A 19,249-nucleotide genomic window follows, 5' to 3' on the forward strand; every position below is an offset into this window, starting at 1 on the left:
GGCTCCTGTCCAGCGCACGGAAATTCGGGTCGCGTAGCGCGTATCATCTCTTCATTACAGTTCCTGTACGCAGCGCTCCCTGCCGAGGACCGTCCATGAAGAAGAACATCGCACACACATCGATTGCCGTACTCACGCTCGCGCTGGCCATACCGGCATTTGCCACGACGGCCGCCGACAACGTCGCGTGGAGCGCCAGGCCCGTGCAGACCGGCGCAGCCTCCCCGGAGTGTTCGGCCTATTCGGGCCGGCTGATTTCGAGCGGGGTGTCGCTGTCGGGCGAAACCGTCCTGAAATCGGTCGGCACGGCGCTGCTCGGTTCCGCGCTGGGTTTCGCCAGCGGATATCAGGGTGCGGTGCCCAACCCGTGTCGGCACGCGGGCTGGTGAGCGGCCGGGAGCGAACCGCCAATATTGCTACCGCATTTGATGAAAGGCGCCGCGCGTTGACCGACCGCGGCGCTTTGTCGTTCTGCGCGCACCTAGTCCCAGAAACTCCGCACCGCGACCGCCACGATCACCGGCACCGAAAACACCAGCGGAATCGCGAAATACTGCGCTTCGCGATCGACGATCCAGCTATAGATCAACCACGCCACGCCGATCGCGAACGTGACGAGGCCGACCAGCACCGCGGCGATATTCAGGGCGAGCTTCGAAGGCTGGCGGCGCGCTTTGTCGTTGGTGTCGGGTTCGCGCGGAGACGATTTCATCTGAAGAGGGGCCCGGGCCCGGCAGGTGTAAAAGCACAGGAAACCCCATCCGCACCGATCGCGCAAGGGCCGGCCCCATCTCGTTGGTGAGCGCGCGTTACAACCCGAACGACACGGCCAGTTCGTCGAGCAGCTCGCGCTGGAACGTGACGAACCGCTCGCCCGGCTGCTGCGCAATCGCGAGGTCGAGCATCGGATCGGCGACCTCGGTGCGGATGCCGGCCAGTTCCTCGACGATCGCGAGTCCGCAGAACGGCACGTAAGCCTCCGAATAGCCGCCTTCGTGCACGATCACGAGCCGTCCGTCGCAGTGGCGCCGTGCCGCCTCCTTCACCGCCCGCGTCATGTACCGGTAACTGTCGGTATGCAACTGCATGCGCGCGAGCGGGTCGACCGCGCTGGCATCGAGACCGCTCGCGACGACGATCAGCTCCGGCCGGAACCGTTCCAGCGCCGGCAGCACGATCCGCTCGAACGCATGGCGATACGCGTCGTCGCCGCTGCCCGCGAGCAGCGGCACGTTCAGGTTCGCGCCGACGCCCGCGCCTTCGCCGCGCTCGTCGCCGCCGCTGTAGCCGGGCGGAAAGCAGCGGTCCTGGTGCAGCGAGATCGTCAGCGTGTCCGGATCGTCGTAGTAGATCGACTGCGTGCCGTTGCCGTGATGCACGTCCCAGTCGATCACCGCGACGCGCTCGATCGCATGCTTCGCGCGCGCGGCCTCGATCGCGATCGGGATGTTCGCGAGCAGGCAGAAGCCCATCGGGCGATCGCGCAGGCAGTGATGGCCGGGCGGGCGCGACAGCGAGAACGCGTTGGCCGCATGCCCGCCGACGACCGAGTCGAGCGCCGCGATCGCGAGGCCGGCGGACAGCGCGGCGATCTCGTAGCTCCCTTTGCCGAACGGCGCGAGATCGCCGAGGTCGCCGCCGTTCGCATCGCTGAGCGCGCGGAACGCGTCGAGATAGCTCGCCGGATGAATCCGCAGCAGATCGCCCGTGGTGGCCGGCGCGGCACCGCGCAGGTCGAGGTGAGCGGCGAGGCCCGACGCCTGCACGAGCGACAGGAAGCGCCGCTTCGAATCGGGCGATTCCGCGTAGCCGGCGCTCGATGGCGGCTGGACCCAGCCGCCGACCGGGAAGAACAGCGCGTGCGTGCCGCCGGTGTGCCAGAACGTGCGTTCGTCGGTGAAGAAGGCAGTGCGATTCATGGATGTGCTTGACCTGTCATGGTTGGGAGGAGATGGCAGCCGCGGCAATCCGCGCGCGGCGATCGATATGGCGCAGCGCGGCGAACGACGCGATCGCGACAGCAGTGGCGGCCGCGAACAGCGCGTGCATCGTGCCGCCGGCATCGAGCAACAGCCCGGCGAGCAGCGGGCCGGCCGCGAGGCCCGCACCGATCACGAAATTGAGCGTCGCGACGAGGCGCCCGGACGTATCGATCTGCGCGACGGTCGCGAGAATGAACGGCAGCACGAACGTCCACGCGAACTTGAACGCGAAGATCGCGGCGCTGTAGCCGCGCGCATGCGGCAGCGCGGCGAGTGCGACGAGCGACGCCGCGAGCAGCGCGTAGCCGGCGGCCAGCATCGTGCGCCGCGCAAGCCGGCCGCCCGCGCAGGATGCGAGCGCCGCGCCGGCAATCCCCATCACGCTCGCGATCGCGAGCACGTTGCCGGTCGCTTGCGGATCGAGTCCGGCTTCCGCTGCCGCGCGGCTCGCGAAGGTCCACACGCTGCCGATCGCGAGATAGAAGGTCAGCACCGCACCGATCGCGAGCGCGACGAAACGCTGCGGCGTATTCGTCGCGGCGCCGCGCGCTGCCCGCGCCGACGCGCGCCGCGCACCTAGCGTCGCCGGAAAGCCGCGCGACAGCGGCGCGGCAAGCAGCGCGAGCACGGCCAGCGCGACGTACAGCGCGCGCAGCCCGAACCCGGCGAACACGTGCGGCAGCACGAACAGGCCGATCGCGCCGGCGATCAACTGGCCGACGACCCAGAGGCCGTACACGCGATCGCTGTTCTCGCTCGTGGCCGCACTGGTCATGCAGAGCACCATCAGCGAGCCGCCGCCGAGCGCGGTGACGGCACGCAGCGCGAGCAGCGTGACGAAGCCGGGCATCCACAGCGCGGTCAGGAGATTGCCCGCGCCGAACAGCGCGATCGCGCAGGCGGCAACGCGGCGCGCATCGACGCGGCCGAGCCACAGGTACGACGGCACGGTCGCGAGGCTGAACGCACCGAGTTCGACGAAGAAGTAGGTGCCGATCTGCGACGCGGACAGCCCGAGCTGTGTCGCCAACTGACCGGCAACGGCCGGCGCGACGAGCAGCAGCAGCGGCGTGATGGCCGCGAACACGACGAGGGCGAGGAGCGTCGAGCGCGCGAACGGTGACGCGCGGCCGTCGGACGGCAGTGCGGCATCGGTGGAGCAAAGGGTTTTCATGGCGGGATCTCGCTGGACGGAATCAGAACAGGTGGTACATGCCGACCATCGCGCCGAACTGCGATGCGCCGGCGAGCGGCGTCGGGTCGTATTCGTAGACGGTCTGCGAACTCTGGCCGCTGTTGCGCGCATAACCGAGGTTCAGGTAGGCGACGGTGCGTTTCGACAGCGCGTAAGTGGTGCTCGCGATGAACAGCGTCGGGCGGCCGATCGCCGGCGTATGCGAATCGGTGTGGTAGACGCCCGCGTTCAGCCCGATTCCGCCGGACGTCAGGTAGCGCGCGCCGCCCCACACGATCGTGCGCGCTGCGTCGAGGTCGCCGGTCAGGCGTTCGACGCCCGCGTAGACGGTGAGCGGCAGCGTCGCGAACGCATAACGCGCGGCGAGCGTGCCGAGCTCGCGGCGGCGCGCGGACGCGTCGCCCGCCGCCGACGCGTCGCCGTGCGCCTGATGCAGCACGGCGCTGACCGACAGCCCGTTGCTCGTGTACTGGCCGCCGAGTTCGAGCACGCGCCCGGCGCGCGTATTGCCCGCGACGCCGGCCGTCGCGGCAAGGGCCTCGACATCGAAGCCGGCGAACGCCGGCGACTGGTACTTGATCGAGTGGTCGATGAAGTTCGCGTTCATCGGCACGAGCACGCCCTGGCCGCTGTACGACGCGTACCACAGCGGGTCGTAGAACAGCGTCTTGTCGAACAGCACGCTGAACTGCCGGCCGAGCGTGACGGTGCCGACGGGCCCCGCGATGCCGACGTACGCGCCGCGGAAGAACGCGTAGCCGGGGACGGTCGCGGTGCCGTCGTTGAGGTTGAGACCCTGTTCGAGCTTGAACAGCGCGCGCCAGCCGCCGCCGAGATCCTCGCTGCCCTTGAGCCCGACCTGCGACGGCAGGATGCCGTAGTTCTGCAACTGCACGGCCGCGTGCCGTCCGTCGGCATGCGTCAGGTACTGCACGCCGGCGTCGAGCGCGCCGTACAGCGTGAGGGTCGATTGCGCGTGCGCGGCGAGGCTGCACGCGGCGAGCGCAACGGCGGCCGTCGCCGTGCGGATGAAGCGGGGTGTCATCACGTGGGGTTCTCCATACCGTCCTGCATCGTTTGTCGTTGGTGTTGTCGCGACGCAGTGTCCGCAGCGGGAAAACCGGCGAACAGTCGTGCAGATGAACGGTATGGAAAACCCGCGGTGCACGGCATGGACGCGCCGCGACGCCGCGGCGCGGCGTGCTGCGCGGCAGCAACGGGCGGCGTCCCGTTCAAATGGATGGGGCTGTCGTGTACTCCGGCGGCGGCGCCCGCCAAAAATGCCGGTCGCTATAATCGGCCGGTCTGCGTTGCGCGCATCAGCGGCCCGATCGGGCAGGGGAGCGGAAGGTGAGGATCACGACGGATATCGGGCAGGACCTCGACGCGTTGCGCGACGTGCCGGCCGCGATCGTGCTCGACGAATCCACCTGGCCGCCGCTGCCGCCGCGCCGCGCCGATTTCGACGGCGTGACGCGCGGCGACGCGGCGCGGCGCGAACTCGGCCTGATGCTGCTCGATCTGTACGCGCTCGCCGCGCAGTCGGGCATCGGCGAATTCGAGTGCCGCTTCTTTTCGCTGCTGCAGGGGCTCATCCCGTTCGACGCCGCGTGGACCGGCGTCGCGACGCACGTGCCGACCGGCCCCGTGATGCACAACAGTTTCCTGTACCGTCTGCCGCATGCGTTCTTCAGCGACTGGAAACGCGTGCGCGACTGCGATCCGCTCGCGCAGCGCACGCTGCTCGGCGCGCACGGTCGCGCGGTGCGACTGTCGGTCGTCGAGCCCGGGTTCGACGCGCGGTTTCGCGACTGGTGCGTGAAGTACGGGCTGGCGCAACTGATGTGCGTGTGTACGCTCGACCGCCGCTTCGGGCTGACGACGTTCATGTCGATCTACCGCCAGGGCCTGAACCGTCCGTTCAGCGACGACGACGCGAGCCGCTTCGAGGAGGTGATCCCGCATCTGGCGGCCGCGCTGACGATCAATCGCGCGGCGCAGCTCACGCGCGAGCGCGGCGACGCGGTGGCGCCGGCGGCGCGCGCGCTGTGCGACAACTTCGGCGTGCTGCATCACGCCGATCACGGCTTCGACGACGTGCTGCGCACCGAATGGCCGGCGTGGACGGGCCCGCGCGTACCGGAGCCGCTGGTCGCGCACGTGCGGCGCCAGTCGGGCCAGCCGTTCATCGGCGATGCGTTGCGCATCCGGTGCGTGCCCGTCGCGGGACTGTTCCAGATCGAGGCGCGGCCGCGCTCGCTGCTCGACCGGCTGAGTCCGCGCGAGCTGGCGGCGATCCGCTATTACGGTGCCGGCCGTTCGCACAAGGAGGTCGCGCAGCAGATGGCGATTTCGCCGACGACCGTGCGTCACTACCTGCGCTGCGCGTACCGCAAGCTCGGCATGCACGACAAGAGCCAGATCGCCGGCGTGCTCGGCGCGACGGGCGGCCCGACCGACGACGAGCCGGTGGAGGCGGGTGGCGCGGCGCGCTGAATCGCTCGTTCCGGCACAGGCATGCGGGTGCCGGCGCGAATGGTTGTATCCGCAACCATTGAGCGTTATGCTCGTCAGCTCCCGGTAGACGGATTTCCATCATGAACGACACGAATTCAGGGTCGGTGCGCGCGGCGGTGGTCGGTGTCGGCGCGATCGGCGGGTTGCTCGCGGCCGCGCTGTCGCGGGCCGGCATGACGGTGAGCGCATTCGCGCGCGGTGCGACGCTCGATGCACTGGACACGCACGGCGTGCGCGTGATCGACGAGGCGGGCGTCATGTCGTCGGTCCCGGTGCGCGCGAGCGACGACGCGGCCGTGCTCGGCGTGCAGGACTACGTGGTGATCGCGCTGAAGGCTCAGGCGCTGCCGGCGCTGGCCGCGCGCATCGCGCCGCTGGTCGGGCCCGGCACGGTGATCGTCGCCGCGATGAACGGGCTGCCGTGGTGGTTCACGCACGGGCTCGCGGGCCCGCTCGACGGCGTGCCGCTCGACGCGATCGACCCGGCGGGTGCGGTCTCGGCGGCGTTGCCGCCCGCACAGGCGGTCGGCTGCGTCGTGCACCTGTCGTCGAGCACCGATGCGCCGGGGGTCGTGCGCCGCGGCCGCGGCAACCGCCTGATCCTCGGCTCGCCCGATCACCGGCTCGCCGCGCCGACCGCGCGGTTCGCGGCGGCGCTCGCCGCGGGCGGCTTCGACGTCGAGTCGACGCCGGCGATCCGCACCGAGATCTGGGCGAAGCTGTGGGGCAACATGAACATGAATCCGTTGAGCGCGCTGACGGGTTCGACGGCCGAGCAGCTGCTCGACGATCCGTTCACGCGGGATCTCGCGTTGCGGATGATGGAGGAGGCGGCCGCGATCGGCGCGCAGCTCGGCCTCGATGCGGGGATGAGCGGGCCGGAGCGGATTGCCGTGACGCGCAAGCTCGGCGCGTTCAAGACATCGATGCTGCAGGATTTCGAGGCCGGGCGGCCGCTGGAAATCGGGCCGATCCTCGGTGTGTTTCCGGAGCTGGGGCGCAAGCTCGGCGTGCCGACGCCGTATTGCGACGCGGTGCTGGGGTTGCTGCGTCAGCGTGCGGCGAACAGCGGGCTGTAGCGGAGGGAGAGCGCGGCGGCGATGGCCGGCATGCAGGGAAGAATGACGAAACGGCGAGCGGTCGCCCGGTCCGCCGCCCACGCTTGCGCGACTCGGGCGGCCCGCGGGATTCATCCGAATAAATCCGGGTAAAGCGGCAGGCGCCTGAAACATGTGCGCGGCCGCAGCGATTGCAGCCCATGCCGCACCTTCGCGATACAAACGCGGCACCGACTACGCCCGCCAAACGGTTCAGTCGTCGCGTTCGATCGCGTTCGCGACCACCTTGTCGAGCAGCCGCTCGAACGTCTGGCGCTCGGTGTCGGACAGGCACGCGAGCAAGCCTTCATTCCACTTGCGCACGATCGGCATGATCTTGCGATGCAGCGCGCGGCCGTCGGTGGTCAGCGCGATCAGCACGATCCGGCCATCCTCCTCGCTCGCGCTGCGCTCGAGCAGCCCCTGGCGCAGCAGCGCTTCCGCAGCGCGGCTCGCCTGGCTCTTGTCGAGATTGGTGTGGCGCGCGAGATCCATGATCGAAAACGGACCGAAGGCGCCGACGGCGGCGATCACGCGCGCCTCGGGCAGCGAGATGTCCAGCTTGTGCCGGTACACGTCGGCGATCCCGCGGTCGGATCGCTTCGCGAGCGCATGGAGGCGATAGGTCAGAAACTGGTCGAGCCCGGCTTGTCGGCCTTTCATGTCGAATCCTGAAGAAAAAGGGCGGGCCCGATTGTTCCTGTATCGCGCGCTCGGGTCAACGGTCAGTGTGCGCCGTACTTCAGCCGTGTCAACTGTTCCGCTTCGTTCGCGAGCAGGTTCGCCGCGTCGCGGATCGCGACGTCGAGCGTGATCGGGCCGGGCGCCGGCGAGAAGCAGCCGGAAAAGTGTTCGGACAGGCGCGGCAGCGCGGCCGGATCGACCGCGCCCGACAGCAGCGACGCGGGCACGCCCGCGACCCGCGCATGGCGGCACGCGATGAACGGCGCCTTGCCGTGCAGCGTCTGCACGTCGGAGCGGCCTTCGCCGGTGATCAGCCAGTCGGCGCCGGCCAGTGCCGCATCGAGCCCGACCTGCCGCGCGACGACTTCCGCGCCGGCTTCGAACTGCGCGCCGAGCATGTGCAGCGCGAAGCCGAGGCCGCCCGCGGCGCCGGCACCGGCCAGGTCGCGGCAGCGCCGGTCGAGCGCGGTCTCGAGCAGGTCGGCGAAATGGCCGAGCGCGGCGTCGAGGGTCGCGACCTGCCCGGGCGTCACGCCCTTTTGCGGACCGAACACCGCGGTTGCGCCATGCGCGCCCGTCAGCGGGTTGTCGACGTCGGACATGCCGATGAATTCCGCGTCCTGCAGGCGCGGATCGAGCCCCGCCGCGTCGATCCGCGCGATGTCGGCGAGTCGTGCCGGGACGGGTTCGACCGGCTGGCCGGCCGCGTCGAAGCATTGCAGGCCGAGGCCCGCGAGCAACCCTGCGCCCGCGTCGTTGGTGCTGCTGCCGCCGAGCGCGACGAAGAAGCGGCGCACGCCCTCGTCGAGCAGCGTGCGGATCGCTTCGCCCATGCCGCGCGTGCTGCGCGCGTCGACCGGCACGCTCATGCCGACCGCATCGGTAATGCCGACGATCTCGGCCGTCTCGACGATCGCGGTGCGCGCGTCGATCACGCCGACCGCCGCATCGCGTGCGGCGAGCGACGCGCCGGCCACCTGCAGCGTGCGCCGCGTGCCGCCGCCCGCCAGCATCGCGTCGAGCGTGCCTTCGCCGCCGTCGGCCATCGGGCAGCAGCGCACGACCGCGTCGGGCCGGGCGCGGCGGATGCCGGTGGCGATCGCGTCCGCGACCTGCTCGGCGGAAAGCGAGCCTTTGAACGAATCGGGCGCGATGACGACGACAGGCGCGGACGGGTGTTGCGGCATGGTGTCTCCGGAAGGCGTGATTGGTGTGAAGAATGGCGGCCGCGGCCGCGGCGCACCTTCAATCGGAGCTTACAGGATGGCGGGCCCGCGGTGGATACGGCGTTCGGCATAGCGGCGATCCGCGCGCGTTGCCGCGCCCGGGAGCGGGCGGCACCGCGGGTGCGCACGGTTGTCGTGCCGATCTGGCGGTATGAGGAAGATTGTTTGCTAGAATAGTCGATTCTTCCGGCCAAAGCCGTGCTCCGAGCCGCTTGCGCTAGCCATCCGGCGCGTGCAGGGATGGCGTGGCGCTCCGGCGCGGCGTGTGCGTGAGACGCACCTCACGCCGCAGGCAGGCACGGCAAGGAAAACCCGATTCGCTCGAATAATTTTAGGACGATTGAAGCCATGGCTAACGTTGTTGAGAACCTCGGCAAGCTTGAACGCCGCGTGACGATTTCCCTGCCGAAGGACACCGTGCAGAAGGAAATCGACGCCCGTATCCAGAAACTCGCGAAGAACGTTCGCATGCCGGGTTTCCGCCCGGGCAAGGTGCCGCTGAAGATGGTCGCCCAGCAATACTCGGGTCAGGTCGAGGCGGAAGTGCTGAGCGACAAGATCGGCCAGGAATTCTTCACGATCAGCCGCGCGGAAAACCTGCGCGTCGCCGGCCAGCCGAGCTTCGAGCCGAAGCAGGAACAGGCTGAAGATGCGTACGCGTTCGACGCGACGTTCGAGGTCTACCCGGAAGTGAAGATCGGCGATCTGGCGACGGCTGAAGTCGAGCGCTCGACGACGTCGATCGGCGACGCCGAAATCGACCGCACGCTGGACATCCTGCGCAAGCAGCGCGTGCACTACCACGCTCGCGGCGAAGCCGGCGAGCACGGCGACGGCGGTGAGGACACCGCAGCGAAGAACGGCGACCGCGTGACGGTCGACTTCGTCGGCAAGATCGACGACGTCGCGTTCCAGGGCGGCACGGCCGAAGACTTCCCGTTCGTGCTCGGCGAAGGCCGCATGCTGCCGGAATTCGAAACGGCGGCGCTCGGCCTGAAGGCCGGCGAACAGCGCACGTTCGAGCTGAAGTTCCCGGACGACTACCACGGCAAGGACGTGGCGGGCAAGACGGCGCAATTCACGGTCACGATGAAGAAGATCGAATGGCCGCACCTGCCGGAAATCGACGCCGAATTCGCGAAGTCGCTCGGCATCGAAGACGGCGACCTGACGAAGATGCGCGCCGAAATCAAGGAAAACCTCGAGCGCGAAGCGAAGCGTCGCACGCAAGCCATCGTCAAGAACCAGGTGATGGACGCGCTGCTGAAGATTTCCGAACTCGACGTGCCGAAGGCGCTGATCGAACAAGACCAGCAACGTCTCGTCGAAATGGCTCGCCAGGATCTGGCGCAGCGCGGCGTGCCGAACGCGAAGGACGCACCGATCCCGGCCGAGATGTTCGCCGAGCAGGCGGAGCGTCGCGTGAAGCTGGGCCTCGTGCTGGCCGAGCTCGTGAAGTCGAACGGCCTCGAAGCGAAGCCGGAACAGATCCGCGCGGAAGTCGACGAGTTCGCGAAGAGCTACGAAGACCCGAAGGAAGTGGTCCGCTGGTATTATTCGAACCAGCAGCGCCTCGCCGAGATGGAAGCGTTCGTCGTTGAAAGCAACGTCGTCGACTTCGTGCTGGGCAAGGCAAAGGTGACGGACAAGGAAGTGAGCTTCGAGGCACTCGCGAGCGCATCGGCGCAAGCGTAAGTGTTGCTCTAGCGGCGTGCCGGCTGTCGGAGCGACGGCCCGCACGCCGTTTTTACGTCAAGCGCACGGTTGCCATTAATATGGCGATTGAGCGGGCGGCTTCCCTCCGTTCAATTTTCCATTCGAACAAGGTTCATTGAATGATCACTCGCGCTGAATTGCTGGACATGCTTGCTTCGAACGCGCCGCAGGGTTTCGAGGCGCAAGCGCTGGGGCTGGTGCCGATCGTCGTCGAAACGAGCGGCCGCGGCGAGCGTTCGTACGATATCTATTCGCGTCTCCTGAAGGAGCGCCTGGTGTTCATGGTCGGCGAAGTGAACGACCAGACAGCCAACCTCGTGGTCGCGCAATTGCTGTTCCTCGAGAGCGAGAATCCCGACAAGGACATCAGCCTCTACATCAACAGCCCGGGCGGCTCGGTGTCGGCCGGCATGGCGATCTACGACACGATGCAGTTCATCAAGCCGGACGTGTCGACGCTGTGCATGGGTCTCGCGGCCAGCATGGGCGCGTTCCTGCTCGCGTCGGGCGCGAAGGGCAAGCGCTTCGCGCTGCCGAACTCGCGCGTGATGATTCACCAGCCGCTCGGCGGCGCACGCGGCCAGGCGTCCGACATCGAGATCCAGGCACGCGAGATCCTCTACCTGAAGGAACGGCTGAACAACCTGCTCGCGCAGCATACGGGCCAGGACGTGGAACGCATCGCGCGCGACACCGACCGTGATAACTTCATGTCGAGCGAGGACGCGAAGGCATACGGGCTGATCGATCAGGTGCTGCTGAAGCGCCCGTGAGCTTAAGTGGGGTGCCGCCCCGATTTGCGCGGCGCCCCTGCAACGTCCCGAGTGCCCTGAGCATCTGCGGCAAGCGCATCCAGCCGACTCCGGTCGCGCCCTAGGCGCGGCGTTCGGAGCATTCGGCGTATCATGTCATCTACCTGTCCGGAGGCTCTACATTCATGGCGGACAAAAAAGGTTCGAACAGCGAGAAGCTGTTGTATTGCTCGTTTTGCGGGAAGAGCCAGCATGAGGTGAAGAAACTCATCGCGGGCCCGTCGGTATTCATCTGCGATGAGTGCATCGACCTCTGCAACGAGATCATTCGCGACGAGGCGGCTGCCGCCGGCGTCGAGGCCAGCCTGTCCCGGTCGGATCTGCCGAGCCCGCAGGAAATTCGCGACATCCTCGATCAGTACGTGATCGGCCAGGAGCGTGCGAAGAAGATCCTCGCGGTGGCCGTGTACAACCACTACAAGCGCCTGAAGCATCTCGACAAGAAGGACGACGTCGAGCTGTCGAAGAGCAACATCCTGCTGATCGGCCCGACGGGCTCCGGCAAGACGCTGCTCGCGCAGACGCTCGCGCGGTTGCTGAACGTGCCGTTCGTGATCGCCGATGCGACGACGCTGACCGAAGCCGGCTACGTCGGCGAGGACGTCGAGAACATCATCCAGAAGCTGTTGCAGAACTGCAACTACGAGGTCGACAAGGCCCAGCGCGGGATCGTCTACATCGACGAAATCGACAAGATCAGCCGCAAGTCGGACAACCCGTCGATCACGCGCGACGTGTCGGGCGAGGGCGTCCAGCAGGCGCTGCTGAAGCTCGTCGAGGGCACGATGGCGTCGGTGCCGCCGCAGGGCGGCCGCAAGCATCCGAACCAGGATTTCATCCAGGTCGATACGACCAACATCCTGTTCATCTGCGGCGGCGCGTTCGACGGCCTCGAGAAGGTGATCACCGATCGCACCGAAAAGACGGGCATCGGCTTCGGCGCGACGGTCAAGAGCAAGCAGGAACGCGACGCGGGCGAAGTGCTGCGCGAAACGGAGCCGGAAGACCTGATCAAATTCGGTCTGATCCCCGAATTGATCGGCCGCCTGCCGGTGGTCGCGACGCTCGGCAAGCTCGATGAAGCCGCGCTGATGAAGATCCTGGTCGAGCCGAAGAACGCGCTCGTCAAGCAGTATCACAAGCTGTTCGCGATGGAGCGCGTCGAGCTGGAAATCCGGCCGGGCGCGCTGCAGGCAGTCGCCCGCAAGGCGATCCGCCGCAAGACCGGCGCGCGCGGCTTGCGTTCGATCATCGAACAGGCATTGCTCGACGTGATGTACGAGCTGCCGGCGATGAAAGGGGTCAGCAAGGTCATCATCGACGAGAACGTGATCGATGGCGACGGCAAACCCCTGCTGATCTATGAGGACACGCCGAAGGTGGCGGGTTCGAACTGACCGGCTTGCCGACGATGTTCTGCGAAAAAGGCCGTTCATGAGACCGTGGGCGGCTTTTTTTCGTTTATCTTGTGGGTAACTCTGACTCGACACGCGGTGGTTACTTTCTTACCGAATATTTCCCGCACTTGAAGGCTTGCAATTCGTTGTGGCGGCCTCAATTACCGAACAATTGATTCCACTCATGGGGAAATGAAATGTCAGGCACCCAACTTCTCCCGCCGGAACGCATCACGCTCCCGCTGCTGCCGCTGCGGGACGTCGTCGTTTTCCCGCACATGGTCATTCCGCTCTTCGTGGGCCGGCCGAAATCGATCAAGGCCCTCGAAGCAGCGATGGAAGGTGGCAAGCACATCATGCTCGTCGCCCAGAAAACCGCGGCCAAGGACGAACCGACCGAAAAGGACATGTACGAGGTCGGCTGTATCGCCAACATCCTGCAGATGCTGAAGCTGCCGGACGGCACCGTGAAGGTGCTCGTCGAGGGCCTGCAGCGCGCGAAGGCGTTGTCGATCGAAGAACAGGAGACGCAGTTCTCCTGCGAAGTGATGCCGCTCGAGCCCGATCACGCCGACAGCGCTGAAACGGAAGCGCTGCGCCGCGCGATCGTGTCGCAGTTCGACCAGTACGTGAAGCTGAACAAGAAGATCCCGCCGGAGATTCTCACGTCGCTGTCGGGCATCGATGAAGCCGGCCGTCTCGCGGACATGATCGCCGAGCGTCTGCCGCTGAAGCTCGACCAGAAGCAGCACATCCTCGAGATGTTCCCGGTCATCGAGCGCCTCGAGCACCTGCTCGCGCAGCTCGAAGCCGAGATCGACATCCTGCAGGTCGAGAAGCGCATCCGCGGGCGCGTGAAGCGCCAGATGGAAAAGAGCCAGCGCGAGTACTACCTGAACGAACAGGTCAAGGCGATCCAGAAGGAACTGGGCGAAGGCGAAGAGGGCGCGGATCTCGAGGAGCTCGAGAAGCGCATCAACGCCGCGCGCATGCCGAAGGAAGCCAAGAAGAAGGCCGACGCCGAGCTCAAGAAGCTGAAGCTGATGTCGCCGATGTCGGCGGAAGCGACCGTCGTGCGCAACTACATCGACACGCTGATCGGCCTGCCGTGGCGCAAGAAGAGCAAGGTCAACAACGATCTGTCGAACGCCGAGCAGGTGCTCGACGAGGATCACTTCGGCCTCGAGAAGGTGAAGGAACGCATTCTCGAGTACCTCGCGGTGCAACAGCGCGTGGACAAGGTCAAGGCGCCGATCCTGTGCCTCGTCGGGCCTCCGGGCGTCGGCAAGACCTCGCTCGGCCAGTCGATCGCTCGCGCGACGAACCGCAAGTTCGTCCGGATGGCGCTCGGCGGCGTGCGTGACGAAGCCGAGATCCGCGGTCACCGCCGCACGTACATCGGCTCGATGCCGGGCAAGATCCTGCAAAGCCTCGCGAAGGTTGGCGTGCGCAATCCGCTCTTCCTGCTCGACGAAGTCGACAAGATGGGCATGGATTTCCGCGGCGATCCGTCGTCGGCGCTGCTCGAAGTGCTCGATCCGGAACAGAACCACACGTTCGCCGACCACTACATCGAGGTCGACTTCGACCTGTCGGACGTGATGTTCGTCGCGACGTCGAACTCGCTGAACATCCCGCCGCCGCTGCTCGACCGGATGGAAGTGATTCGTCTGTCGGGCTACACGGAAGACGAGAAGGTCAGCATCGCGCAGCGTTACCTGCTGCCGAAGCAGAAGAAGAACAACGGTCTGAAGGACGGCGAGATCGAGGTCACCGAGCAGGCGATCCGCGACATCATCCGCTACTACACGCGCGAAGCCGGTGTGCGTTCGCTCGAGCGGGAAGTGTCGAAGATCTGCCGCAAGGTCGTGAAGATGCTGCTGCTGAAGAAGGCATCGGGCGCGATCAAGGTCGACGGCGAGAACCTCGATACGTTCCTCGGCGTGCGCAAGTACGACTTCGGCCTCGCGGCGAAGGAAAACCAGGTCGGTCAGGTGACGGGCCTCGCGTGGACGGAAGTCGGCGGCGACCTGCTGACGATCGAAGCCGCGGTGATGCCGGGCAAGGGCAACGTGATTCGCACGGGTTCGCTCGGCGACGTGATGAAGGAGTCGGTCGAGGCCGCACGTTCGGTCGTGCGCTCGCGTTCGCGGCGTCTGGGCATCAAGGACGAAGCGTTCGAGAAGCAGGACATCCACATCCACGTGCCGGAAGGCGCGACGCCGAAGGACGGTCCGTCCGCCGGCGGTGCGATGACGACCGCGCTGGTGTCGGTGCTGACGGGCATTCCCGTGCGTGCCGATGTCGCGATGACGGGCGAGATCACGCTGCGTGGCGAAGTGCTGCCGATCGGCGGGCTGAAGGAAAAGCTGCTGGCTGCGCATCGCGGCGGCATCAAGCTCGTGCTGATCCCGGAAGAGAACGTGAAGGATCTCGCGGACATTCCGGACAACGTGAAGAACGCGATCGAGATCGTGCCGGTCCGCTGGATCGACAAGGTGCTCGAGCTCGCGCTCGAACGTACGCCGACCCCGCTGCCGCCGGAAGAAGAGGCGAAGGCTGCGGCACCGGTCGGCGAGGCGGCGAAGGATGCCGGTTCGACGGAAGTCGTGAAGCACTGAGAACCTGAACGCCGTCGCTGACGGTGGTTCGCGAAACCCGCGGCGAGTCCGCGGGTTTTTTTATGCGCGTCGGGATCGTGTGTAGCGCCGCGCGTTAAAATTTTTTGCGCATGGGCTTGGCAAAATGATCGGGGATGAATTAAACTTGCGGGCTCGCTGGTTGTTGATGCCGAAACGCAGATCGCAGCCAGAACGAATCGGAAACGGGTGCTTAGCTCAGCTGGTAGAGCGGCGCCCTTACAAGGCGTAGGTCGGGGGTTCGAACCCCTCAGCACCCACCAGTTTCACGATTCAGCCAGACCAAGGAGCGGTAGTTCAGTCGGTTAGAATACCGGCCTGTCACGCCGGGGGTCGCGGGTTCGAGTCCCGTCCGCTCCGCCAGAAAATGAGAAAGCCCGCCTCGTGCGGGCTTTTTCATTTGCATCGTCGATCGCGCCCGCGCGTTGCGCACCTGCTTTTCTCCCGTGCCACCCCGTATGTTGTAATATCGGACGTTTTGTCCAATTTTCCCGTCACGCATGCTCGATTTCTTCCGTAATCACCAGCGCCTGATGATGGCGCTCCTGCTCCTGATCGTGTTGCCGGGGCTGGGTTTCGTCGGGATCCAAGGTTTCCGCGGCTTCTTCGACGACAGCGCGAACGTCGCGGCGATCAACGGGCACAAGATCACGCGGGTCGAATTCGACGGCGCGTTCCGTCAGCAGGTCGACCAGGCGCGCCAGGCGCTCGGCGGGCAGTTCGACATCAAGGCGTTCGACACGCCCGAACATCGCAAGCAAGTACTCGACGGCCTGATCCAGCAACGCGTGCTGGCCGACGAGACGCAACGCCTGCACCTGACCGCATCCGACAACGCCGTGCGCGATGCGCTGATGAGCGACCCGATGATCGCGTCGCTGAAGAAGCCCGACGGTTCGATCGACGTCGAACGCTATGCGCAACTGCTTTCGTTCCAGGGGATGACGCCCGAGCAGTATCAGGAGCGCGTGCGTTACAGCCTCGCGCTGCAGCAGATTCCGGCGAGCATCATCGCGAGCGCGTTCACGCCGAAGGGCCCGGCGCAACGCCTGTCGGAGCTGGCCGCGCAGCAGCGCGAAGTGCAGGCGCTGGTGCTGAAGACGAGCGACTACGCGGCGAAGGTGCAGCCGACCGACGCACAGCTCGCCGCGTACTACGACGCGCACAAGCAAAGCTTCGCGACGCCGGAAACCGCGACGATCCAGTATCTCGTCTATTCGCCGGCCGCCGCTGCCGCGAGCGCGCAGCCGACCGAGGCGGACATCAAGAAGTTCTATGACGACAACCCGACGCACTTCCGCTCGGAAGCGCAGGTGCGCGTGAGCCACATCTTCATCGCCGCGGCGAGCAGCGCGAGCGCGGCCGACAAGGCAGCCGCGAAGGCGAAGGCCGAGCAGTTGCTGGCGGACGTGAAGGCGCATCCGGACCAGTTCGCGCAGATCGCGCAGAAGAGCTCGCAGGATGCGCCGTCGGCCGCGAAGGGCGGCGATCTCGGCTTCATCACGCGCGGCTCGACGGCGGGCGGCAAGGCGTTCGACGATGCGGCGTTCGCGCTGAAGCAAGGCGACGTGAGCGGTGTCGTGCAATCGGATCTCGGCTTCCACATCCTGAAGGCGACGGAAGTGAAGCCGTCGGTGGTCAAGCCGTTCGCGGACGTGAAGGACCAGATCGCAATCGACCTGAAGCAGCAGTACGCAGCGAAGGCATTCACGGACAACGCGGAAGGCTTCACGTCGACCGTGTATGAAAAGGCGAAGACGCTGCAGCCGGCCGCCGACAAGTACAAGCTGACGATCCAGACGGCCACCGTCACGCCGACGCCGAATCCGCAACTGCCGCCGACGAGCCCGCTGAACAATCCGAAGTTCCTCGCTGCCGTGTTCGCGAACGATTCGGTGAAGAGCCAGAACAACACGCAGGCGATCGACGTGGGCAACAACACGCTGATCTCGGCGCGCGTGACCGACTACAAGCCGGCTGCCGTGCCCGCGCTCGACGCGATCAAGGACGTCGTGCGTCAGAAGGTCGTTGCCGAGCAGGCTGCGGAACTCGCGAAGAAGGACGGTGCGGCGAAGCTGGCCGAGCTGCAGAAGTCGAAGTCGGCCGACGGCTTCGCGGCCGCACAGAAGGTGTCGCGCACGCAGTCGCAGGGCCTGACGCCGGCCGCGCTGAGCGCCGTCTACAAGGTCGATGCGAAGACGCTGCCGGCGTATGTCGGTGTCGACCTCGGTGCGGACGGCTATGCGATCTATCGCGTGAACACGGTGATCGCGGGTACGGCCGTCGATCCGCAGCAGCTCGCGGCCGCGCAGCAGCAGATGGCGCAGGTCGAAGCGCAAAGCGAAGGTGAAGCATATCTCGCCGCGCTGCGCGACCGCTCGAAGGTGAAGGTGTACGGCACCACGCAGAGCCAGTCGCAGGACGGCGGCAACTAAGCCACGACCCGGCGCCAACCAAGCGAAGCGCCGTTCACGGTTTCGCATGCAGCAACAGAAAGCCCCGCTTCGAGCGGGGCTTTTTGCTTTCCGGTGGTGGCGAGTCGCGAGGTCAGCCGCGCGGCTTGCCGAGCAGCGGTTTCAACGCCGGCCAGACGTTGTCGAGCAGGATGCCCTGCGCCTGCTGCGCAGGATGCATCTGGTCCGGCTGGAACATCTCGGGCTTGTTCTCGATGCCGGCCAGCAGGAACGGCACGAGCGGTACGCCGAGTTCCTTCGACAGGCGCGTATAGACCGCATGGAACTTCTGCGTGTAGTCGGGCCCGTAGTTGGGCGGCACGTACATGCCGACCAGCACGACCTTCGCGCGCGCCTGCCGCGCATCGGCGATGATGTCGCGCAGGTTCTGCTCGGTCGTCGCGAGCGGCACGCCGCGCAGCGCATCGTTCGAGCCGAGCTCGACGACCACGATCGACGGTTTGAGCCGTTGCAGCACCGCGGGCAGTCGTGCGCGGCCGCCGCTCGTGGTGTCGCCGCTGACGCTTGCATTCGCGACGCTATAATCGATTCGCTCGGTCGCAAGCCGCTGCCGCAGCAGCGCAACCCAGCCGGTGTCGCGCGGCAGCCCGTATTCGGCCGACAGGCTGTCGCCGAGCACGACGAGCGCGGGCTGGCCCGAGGTCGGGGCCGCCGCCGTCGCGGCGCGTGCGGGCATGGTTGTTGCGGCCAGGGTCCCCAGCAGTGCGGCGAGTGCCGCGCGCCTTTTCCAGCGGAATGTCGTGTCCATGTTCAAGATTACCGATCCGATCATCGAAGTCCATGACGTGTGCAAGCGGGTTGCCGATGCAACGGGCGAGCTGACGATCCTCGACGGCATCACGCTCGCCGTGCGGCCCGGCAGCAGCCTCGCGATCGTCGGCGCATCGGGGTCGGGCAAATCGACGCTGCTCGGCCTGCTTGCCGGGTTGGACAGCGCGACGAGCGGCACGGTTCGCCTGCTCGGCCGCGCGCTCGACCAGCTCGACGAGGACGAGCGTGCCGCGCTGCGCAACGGCGCGGTCGGGTTCGTGTTCCAGTCGTTCCAGTTGATGCCGCACCTGACGGCGCTCGAGAACGTGATGCTGCCGCTCGAACTGCAGGGCGGCATCAGTGCGCGCGACGCGGCCGATCGTGCCCGCGCGCTGCTCGTGCAGGTCGGTCTCGGCGAGCGTACCGCGCATTATCCGAAACTGCTGTCGGGCGGCGAGCAGCAGCGCGTCGCGCTCGCGCGCGCGTTCGTCACGCATCCGGCGATCCTGTTCGCCGACGAACCGACCGGCAGCCTCGATGCGGCCACGGGCCACGCGGTCATCGACCTGATGTTCGAGCTGAATCGCACGCACGGCGCGACGCTCGTGCTCGTCACGCACGATCCCGAGCTCGCGCGGCGCTGCGCGACGATGGTCACCATCGACGCCGGACGCATCGTCGCGCCGCACGCGGCATAGCGCGGGACCGAATTTTTGCCGGCCGAGCCAGGTGCCAGGTGGATTGCCCGGTGCGGCCGGCA

Annotated in this window: 16 protein-coding genes and 2 tRNA genes; 11 read left to right on the top strand and 7 right to left on the bottom strand. The window is 66.8% G+C overall.

Features of this window, described 5'->3' with window-relative positions; all coding sequences use genetic code 11:
* Nucleotides 1-95: 95 nt before the first annotated feature.
* Nucleotides 96-389 carry a hypothetical protein gene (locus U4Z64_RS07885; protein ID WP_321819619.1) on the top strand — a complete coding sequence of 98 codons (294 nt, stop codon included), beginning with the start codon at nucleotides 96-98 and terminating at the stop codon, nucleotides 387-389.
* A gap of 92 nt (nucleotides 390-481) precedes the next feature.
* Here the strand turns inward: U4Z64_RS07885 and U4Z64_RS07890 are convergent, their stop codons facing one another.
* From U4Z64_RS07890 to U4Z64_RS07905, 4 genes are all read right to left on the bottom strand, one after another.
* Nucleotides 482-712 (bottom strand): hypothetical protein, encoded by a 231-nt coding sequence (locus tag U4Z64_RS07890; protein WP_044843684.1) that lies wholly within the window; start codon nucleotides 710-712, stop codon nucleotides 482-484.
* Between the two features lie 97 nt (nucleotides 713-809).
* Entirely contained in the window at nucleotides 810-1,919 is a 1,110-nt protein-coding gene (locus U4Z64_RS07895; protein WP_321819620.1) for a class II histone deacetylase, read from the bottom strand.
* Between the two features lie 16 nt (nucleotides 1,920-1,935).
* Nucleotides 1,936-3,156 (bottom strand): MFS transporter, encoded by a 1,221-nt coding sequence (locus U4Z64_RS07900; RefSeq protein ID WP_321819621.1) that lies wholly within the window; start codon nucleotides 3,154-3,156, stop codon nucleotides 1,936-1,938.
* A 22-nt stretch (nucleotides 3,157-3,178) separates the two neighbouring features.
* A complete protein-coding gene (locus U4Z64_RS07905) occupies nucleotides 3,179-4,225 on the bottom strand; it encodes a porin (protein ID WP_321819622.1) in 1,047 nt (348 codons plus the stop codon).
* Between the two features lie 302 nt (nucleotides 4,226-4,527).
* On the opposite strand from U4Z64_RS07905, the gene U4Z64_RS07910 reads away from it, so the two are divergent.
* A complete protein-coding gene (locus U4Z64_RS07910) occupies nucleotides 4,528-5,673 on the top strand; it encodes a helix-turn-helix transcriptional regulator (protein WP_321819623.1) in 1,146 nt (381 codons plus the stop codon).
* 101 nt (nucleotides 5,674-5,774) lie between these two features.
* The gene (locus tag U4Z64_RS07915; protein ID WP_321819624.1) at nucleotides 5,775-6,773 is read left to right on the top strand and encodes a 2-dehydropantoate 2-reductase; all 999 of its coding nucleotides are present in this window, start codon (nucleotides 5,775-5,777) and stop codon (nucleotides 6,771-6,773) included.
* A gap of 231 nt (nucleotides 6,774-7,004) precedes the next feature.
* Here the strand turns inward: U4Z64_RS07915 and U4Z64_RS07920 are convergent, their stop codons facing one another.
* Nucleotides 7,005-7,454 (bottom strand): MarR family winged helix-turn-helix transcriptional regulator, encoded by a 450-nt coding sequence (locus U4Z64_RS07920; protein ID WP_321819625.1) that lies wholly within the window; start codon nucleotides 7,452-7,454, stop codon nucleotides 7,005-7,007.
* A 62-nt stretch (nucleotides 7,455-7,516) separates the two neighbouring features.
* On the bottom strand, nucleotides 7,517-8,662 hold the full coding sequence (locus U4Z64_RS07925; RefSeq protein WP_321819626.1) for a glycerate kinase: 1,146 nt from the start codon (nucleotides 8,660-8,662) through the stop codon (nucleotides 7,517-7,519).
* A gap of 387 nt (nucleotides 8,663-9,049) precedes the next feature.
* Between U4Z64_RS07925 and tig the strand changes: the two genes are divergently transcribed.
* From tig to U4Z64_RS07960, 7 genes are all read left to right on the top strand, one after another.
* Nucleotides 9,050-10,396: a trigger factor gene (gene tig, locus U4Z64_RS07930; protein WP_044843676.1), complete on the top strand. Its 1,347-nt coding sequence runs from the start codon at nucleotides 9,050-9,052 to the stop codon at nucleotides 10,394-10,396.
* A gap of 140 nt (nucleotides 10,397-10,536) precedes the next feature.
* Nucleotides 10,537-11,190 carry an ATP-dependent Clp endopeptidase proteolytic subunit ClpP gene (gene clpP / locus U4Z64_RS07935; protein ID WP_006496351.1) on the top strand — a complete coding sequence of 218 codons (654 nt, stop codon included), beginning with the start codon at nucleotides 10,537-10,539 and terminating at the stop codon, nucleotides 11,188-11,190.
* A 164-nt stretch (nucleotides 11,191-11,354) separates the two neighbouring features.
* The gene (gene clpX / locus U4Z64_RS07940; RefSeq protein ID WP_006754177.1) at nucleotides 11,355-12,626 is read left to right on the top strand and encodes an ATP-dependent Clp protease ATP-binding subunit ClpX; all 1,272 of its coding nucleotides are present in this window, start codon (nucleotides 11,355-11,357) and stop codon (nucleotides 12,624-12,626) included.
* A 197-nt stretch (nucleotides 12,627-12,823) separates the two neighbouring features.
* Nucleotides 12,824-15,247: an endopeptidase La gene (gene lon / locus U4Z64_RS07945; RefSeq protein ID WP_044843675.1), complete on the top strand. Its 2,424-nt coding sequence runs from the start codon at nucleotides 12,824-12,826 to the stop codon at nucleotides 15,245-15,247.
* Between the two features lie 205 nt (nucleotides 15,248-15,452).
* Nucleotides 15,453-15,528: transfer RNA gene (locus U4Z64_RS07950), tRNA-Val, on the top strand.
* 23 nt (nucleotides 15,529-15,551) lie between these two features.
* Nucleotides 15,552-15,628: transfer RNA gene (locus U4Z64_RS07955), tRNA-Asp, on the top strand.
* 137 nt (nucleotides 15,629-15,765) lie between these two features.
* Nucleotides 15,766-17,700 carry a SurA N-terminal domain-containing protein gene (locus tag U4Z64_RS07960; RefSeq protein WP_321819627.1) on the top strand — a complete coding sequence of 645 codons (1,935 nt, stop codon included), beginning with the start codon at nucleotides 15,766-15,768 and terminating at the stop codon, nucleotides 17,698-17,700.
* Between the two features lie 112 nt (nucleotides 17,701-17,812).
* Here the strand turns inward: U4Z64_RS07960 and U4Z64_RS07965 are convergent, their stop codons facing one another.
* Nucleotides 17,813-18,487, bottom strand: a complete 675-nt coding sequence (locus tag U4Z64_RS07965) for an arylesterase (RefSeq protein WP_321800873.1) — start codon at nucleotides 18,485-18,487, stop codon at nucleotides 17,813-17,815.
* Here U4Z64_RS07965 and U4Z64_RS07970 point away from each other — a divergent pair.
* Nucleotides 18,486-19,187: an ABC transporter ATP-binding protein gene (locus U4Z64_RS07970; RefSeq protein ID WP_044843672.1), complete on the top strand. Its 702-nt coding sequence runs from the start codon at nucleotides 18,486-18,488 to the stop codon at nucleotides 19,185-19,187. The genes U4Z64_RS07965 and U4Z64_RS07970 overlap by 2 nt on opposite strands.
* Nucleotides 19,188-19,249: the final 62 nt, after the last annotated feature.

Source organism: Burkholderia sp. BCC1996 (assembly GCF_905339955.1).
In the GTDB taxonomy this organism is placed as follows: Bacteria; Pseudomonadota; Gammaproteobacteria; order Burkholderiales; family Burkholderiaceae; genus Burkholderia.

Excerpts from the sequence above, each read along its gene's own strand:
- U4Z64_RS07970 (WP_044843672.1), top strand. The coding sequence starts at position 18,486 with ATGTTCAAGATTACCGATCCGATCATCGAAGTCCATGACGTGTGCAAG.
- clpX (WP_006754177.1), top strand. The coding sequence starts at position 11,355 with ATGGCGGACAAAAAAGGTTCGAACAGCGAGAAGCTGTTGTATTGCTCG.
- U4Z64_RS07960 (WP_321819627.1), top strand. The coding sequence starts at position 15,766 with ATGCTCGATTTCTTCCGTAATCACCAGCGCCTGATGATGGCGCTCCTG.
- U4Z64_RS07895 (WP_321819620.1), bottom strand. The coding sequence starts at position 1,919 with ATGAATCGCACTGCCTTCTTCACCGACGAACGCACGTTCTGGCACACC.
- U4Z64_RS07925 (WP_321819626.1), bottom strand. The coding sequence starts at position 8,662 with ATGCCGCAACACCCGTCCGCGCCTGTCGTCGTCATCGCGCCCGATTCG.
- clpP (WP_006496351.1), top strand. The coding sequence starts at position 10,537 with ATGATCACTCGCGCTGAATTGCTGGACATGCTTGCTTCGAACGCGCCG.
- U4Z64_RS07965 (WP_321800873.1), bottom strand. The coding sequence starts at position 18,487 with ATGGACACGACATTCCGCTGGAAAAGGCGCGCGGCACTCGCCGCACTG.
- U4Z64_RS07890 (WP_044843684.1), bottom strand. The coding sequence starts at position 712 with ATGAAATCGTCTCCGCGCGAACCCGACACCAACGACAAAGCGCGCCGC.
- U4Z64_RS07915 (WP_321819624.1), top strand. The coding sequence starts at position 5,775 with ATGAACGACACGAATTCAGGGTCGGTGCGCGCGGCGGTGGTCGGTGTC.
- tig (WP_044843676.1), top strand. The coding sequence starts at position 9,050 with ATGGCTAACGTTGTTGAGAACCTCGGCAAGCTTGAACGCCGCGTGACG.
- U4Z64_RS07920 (WP_321819625.1), bottom strand. The coding sequence starts at position 7,454 with ATGAAAGGCCGACAAGCCGGGCTCGACCAGTTTCTGACCTATCGCCTC.
- U4Z64_RS07900 (WP_321819621.1), bottom strand. The coding sequence starts at position 3,156 with ATGAAAACCCTTTGCTCCACCGATGCCGCACTGCCGTCCGACGGCCGC.
- U4Z64_RS07885 (WP_321819619.1), top strand. The coding sequence starts at position 96 with ATGAAGAAGAACATCGCACACACATCGATTGCCGTACTCACGCTCGCG.
- lon (WP_044843675.1), top strand. The coding sequence starts at position 12,824 with ATGTCAGGCACCCAACTTCTCCCGCCGGAACGCATCACGCTCCCGCTG.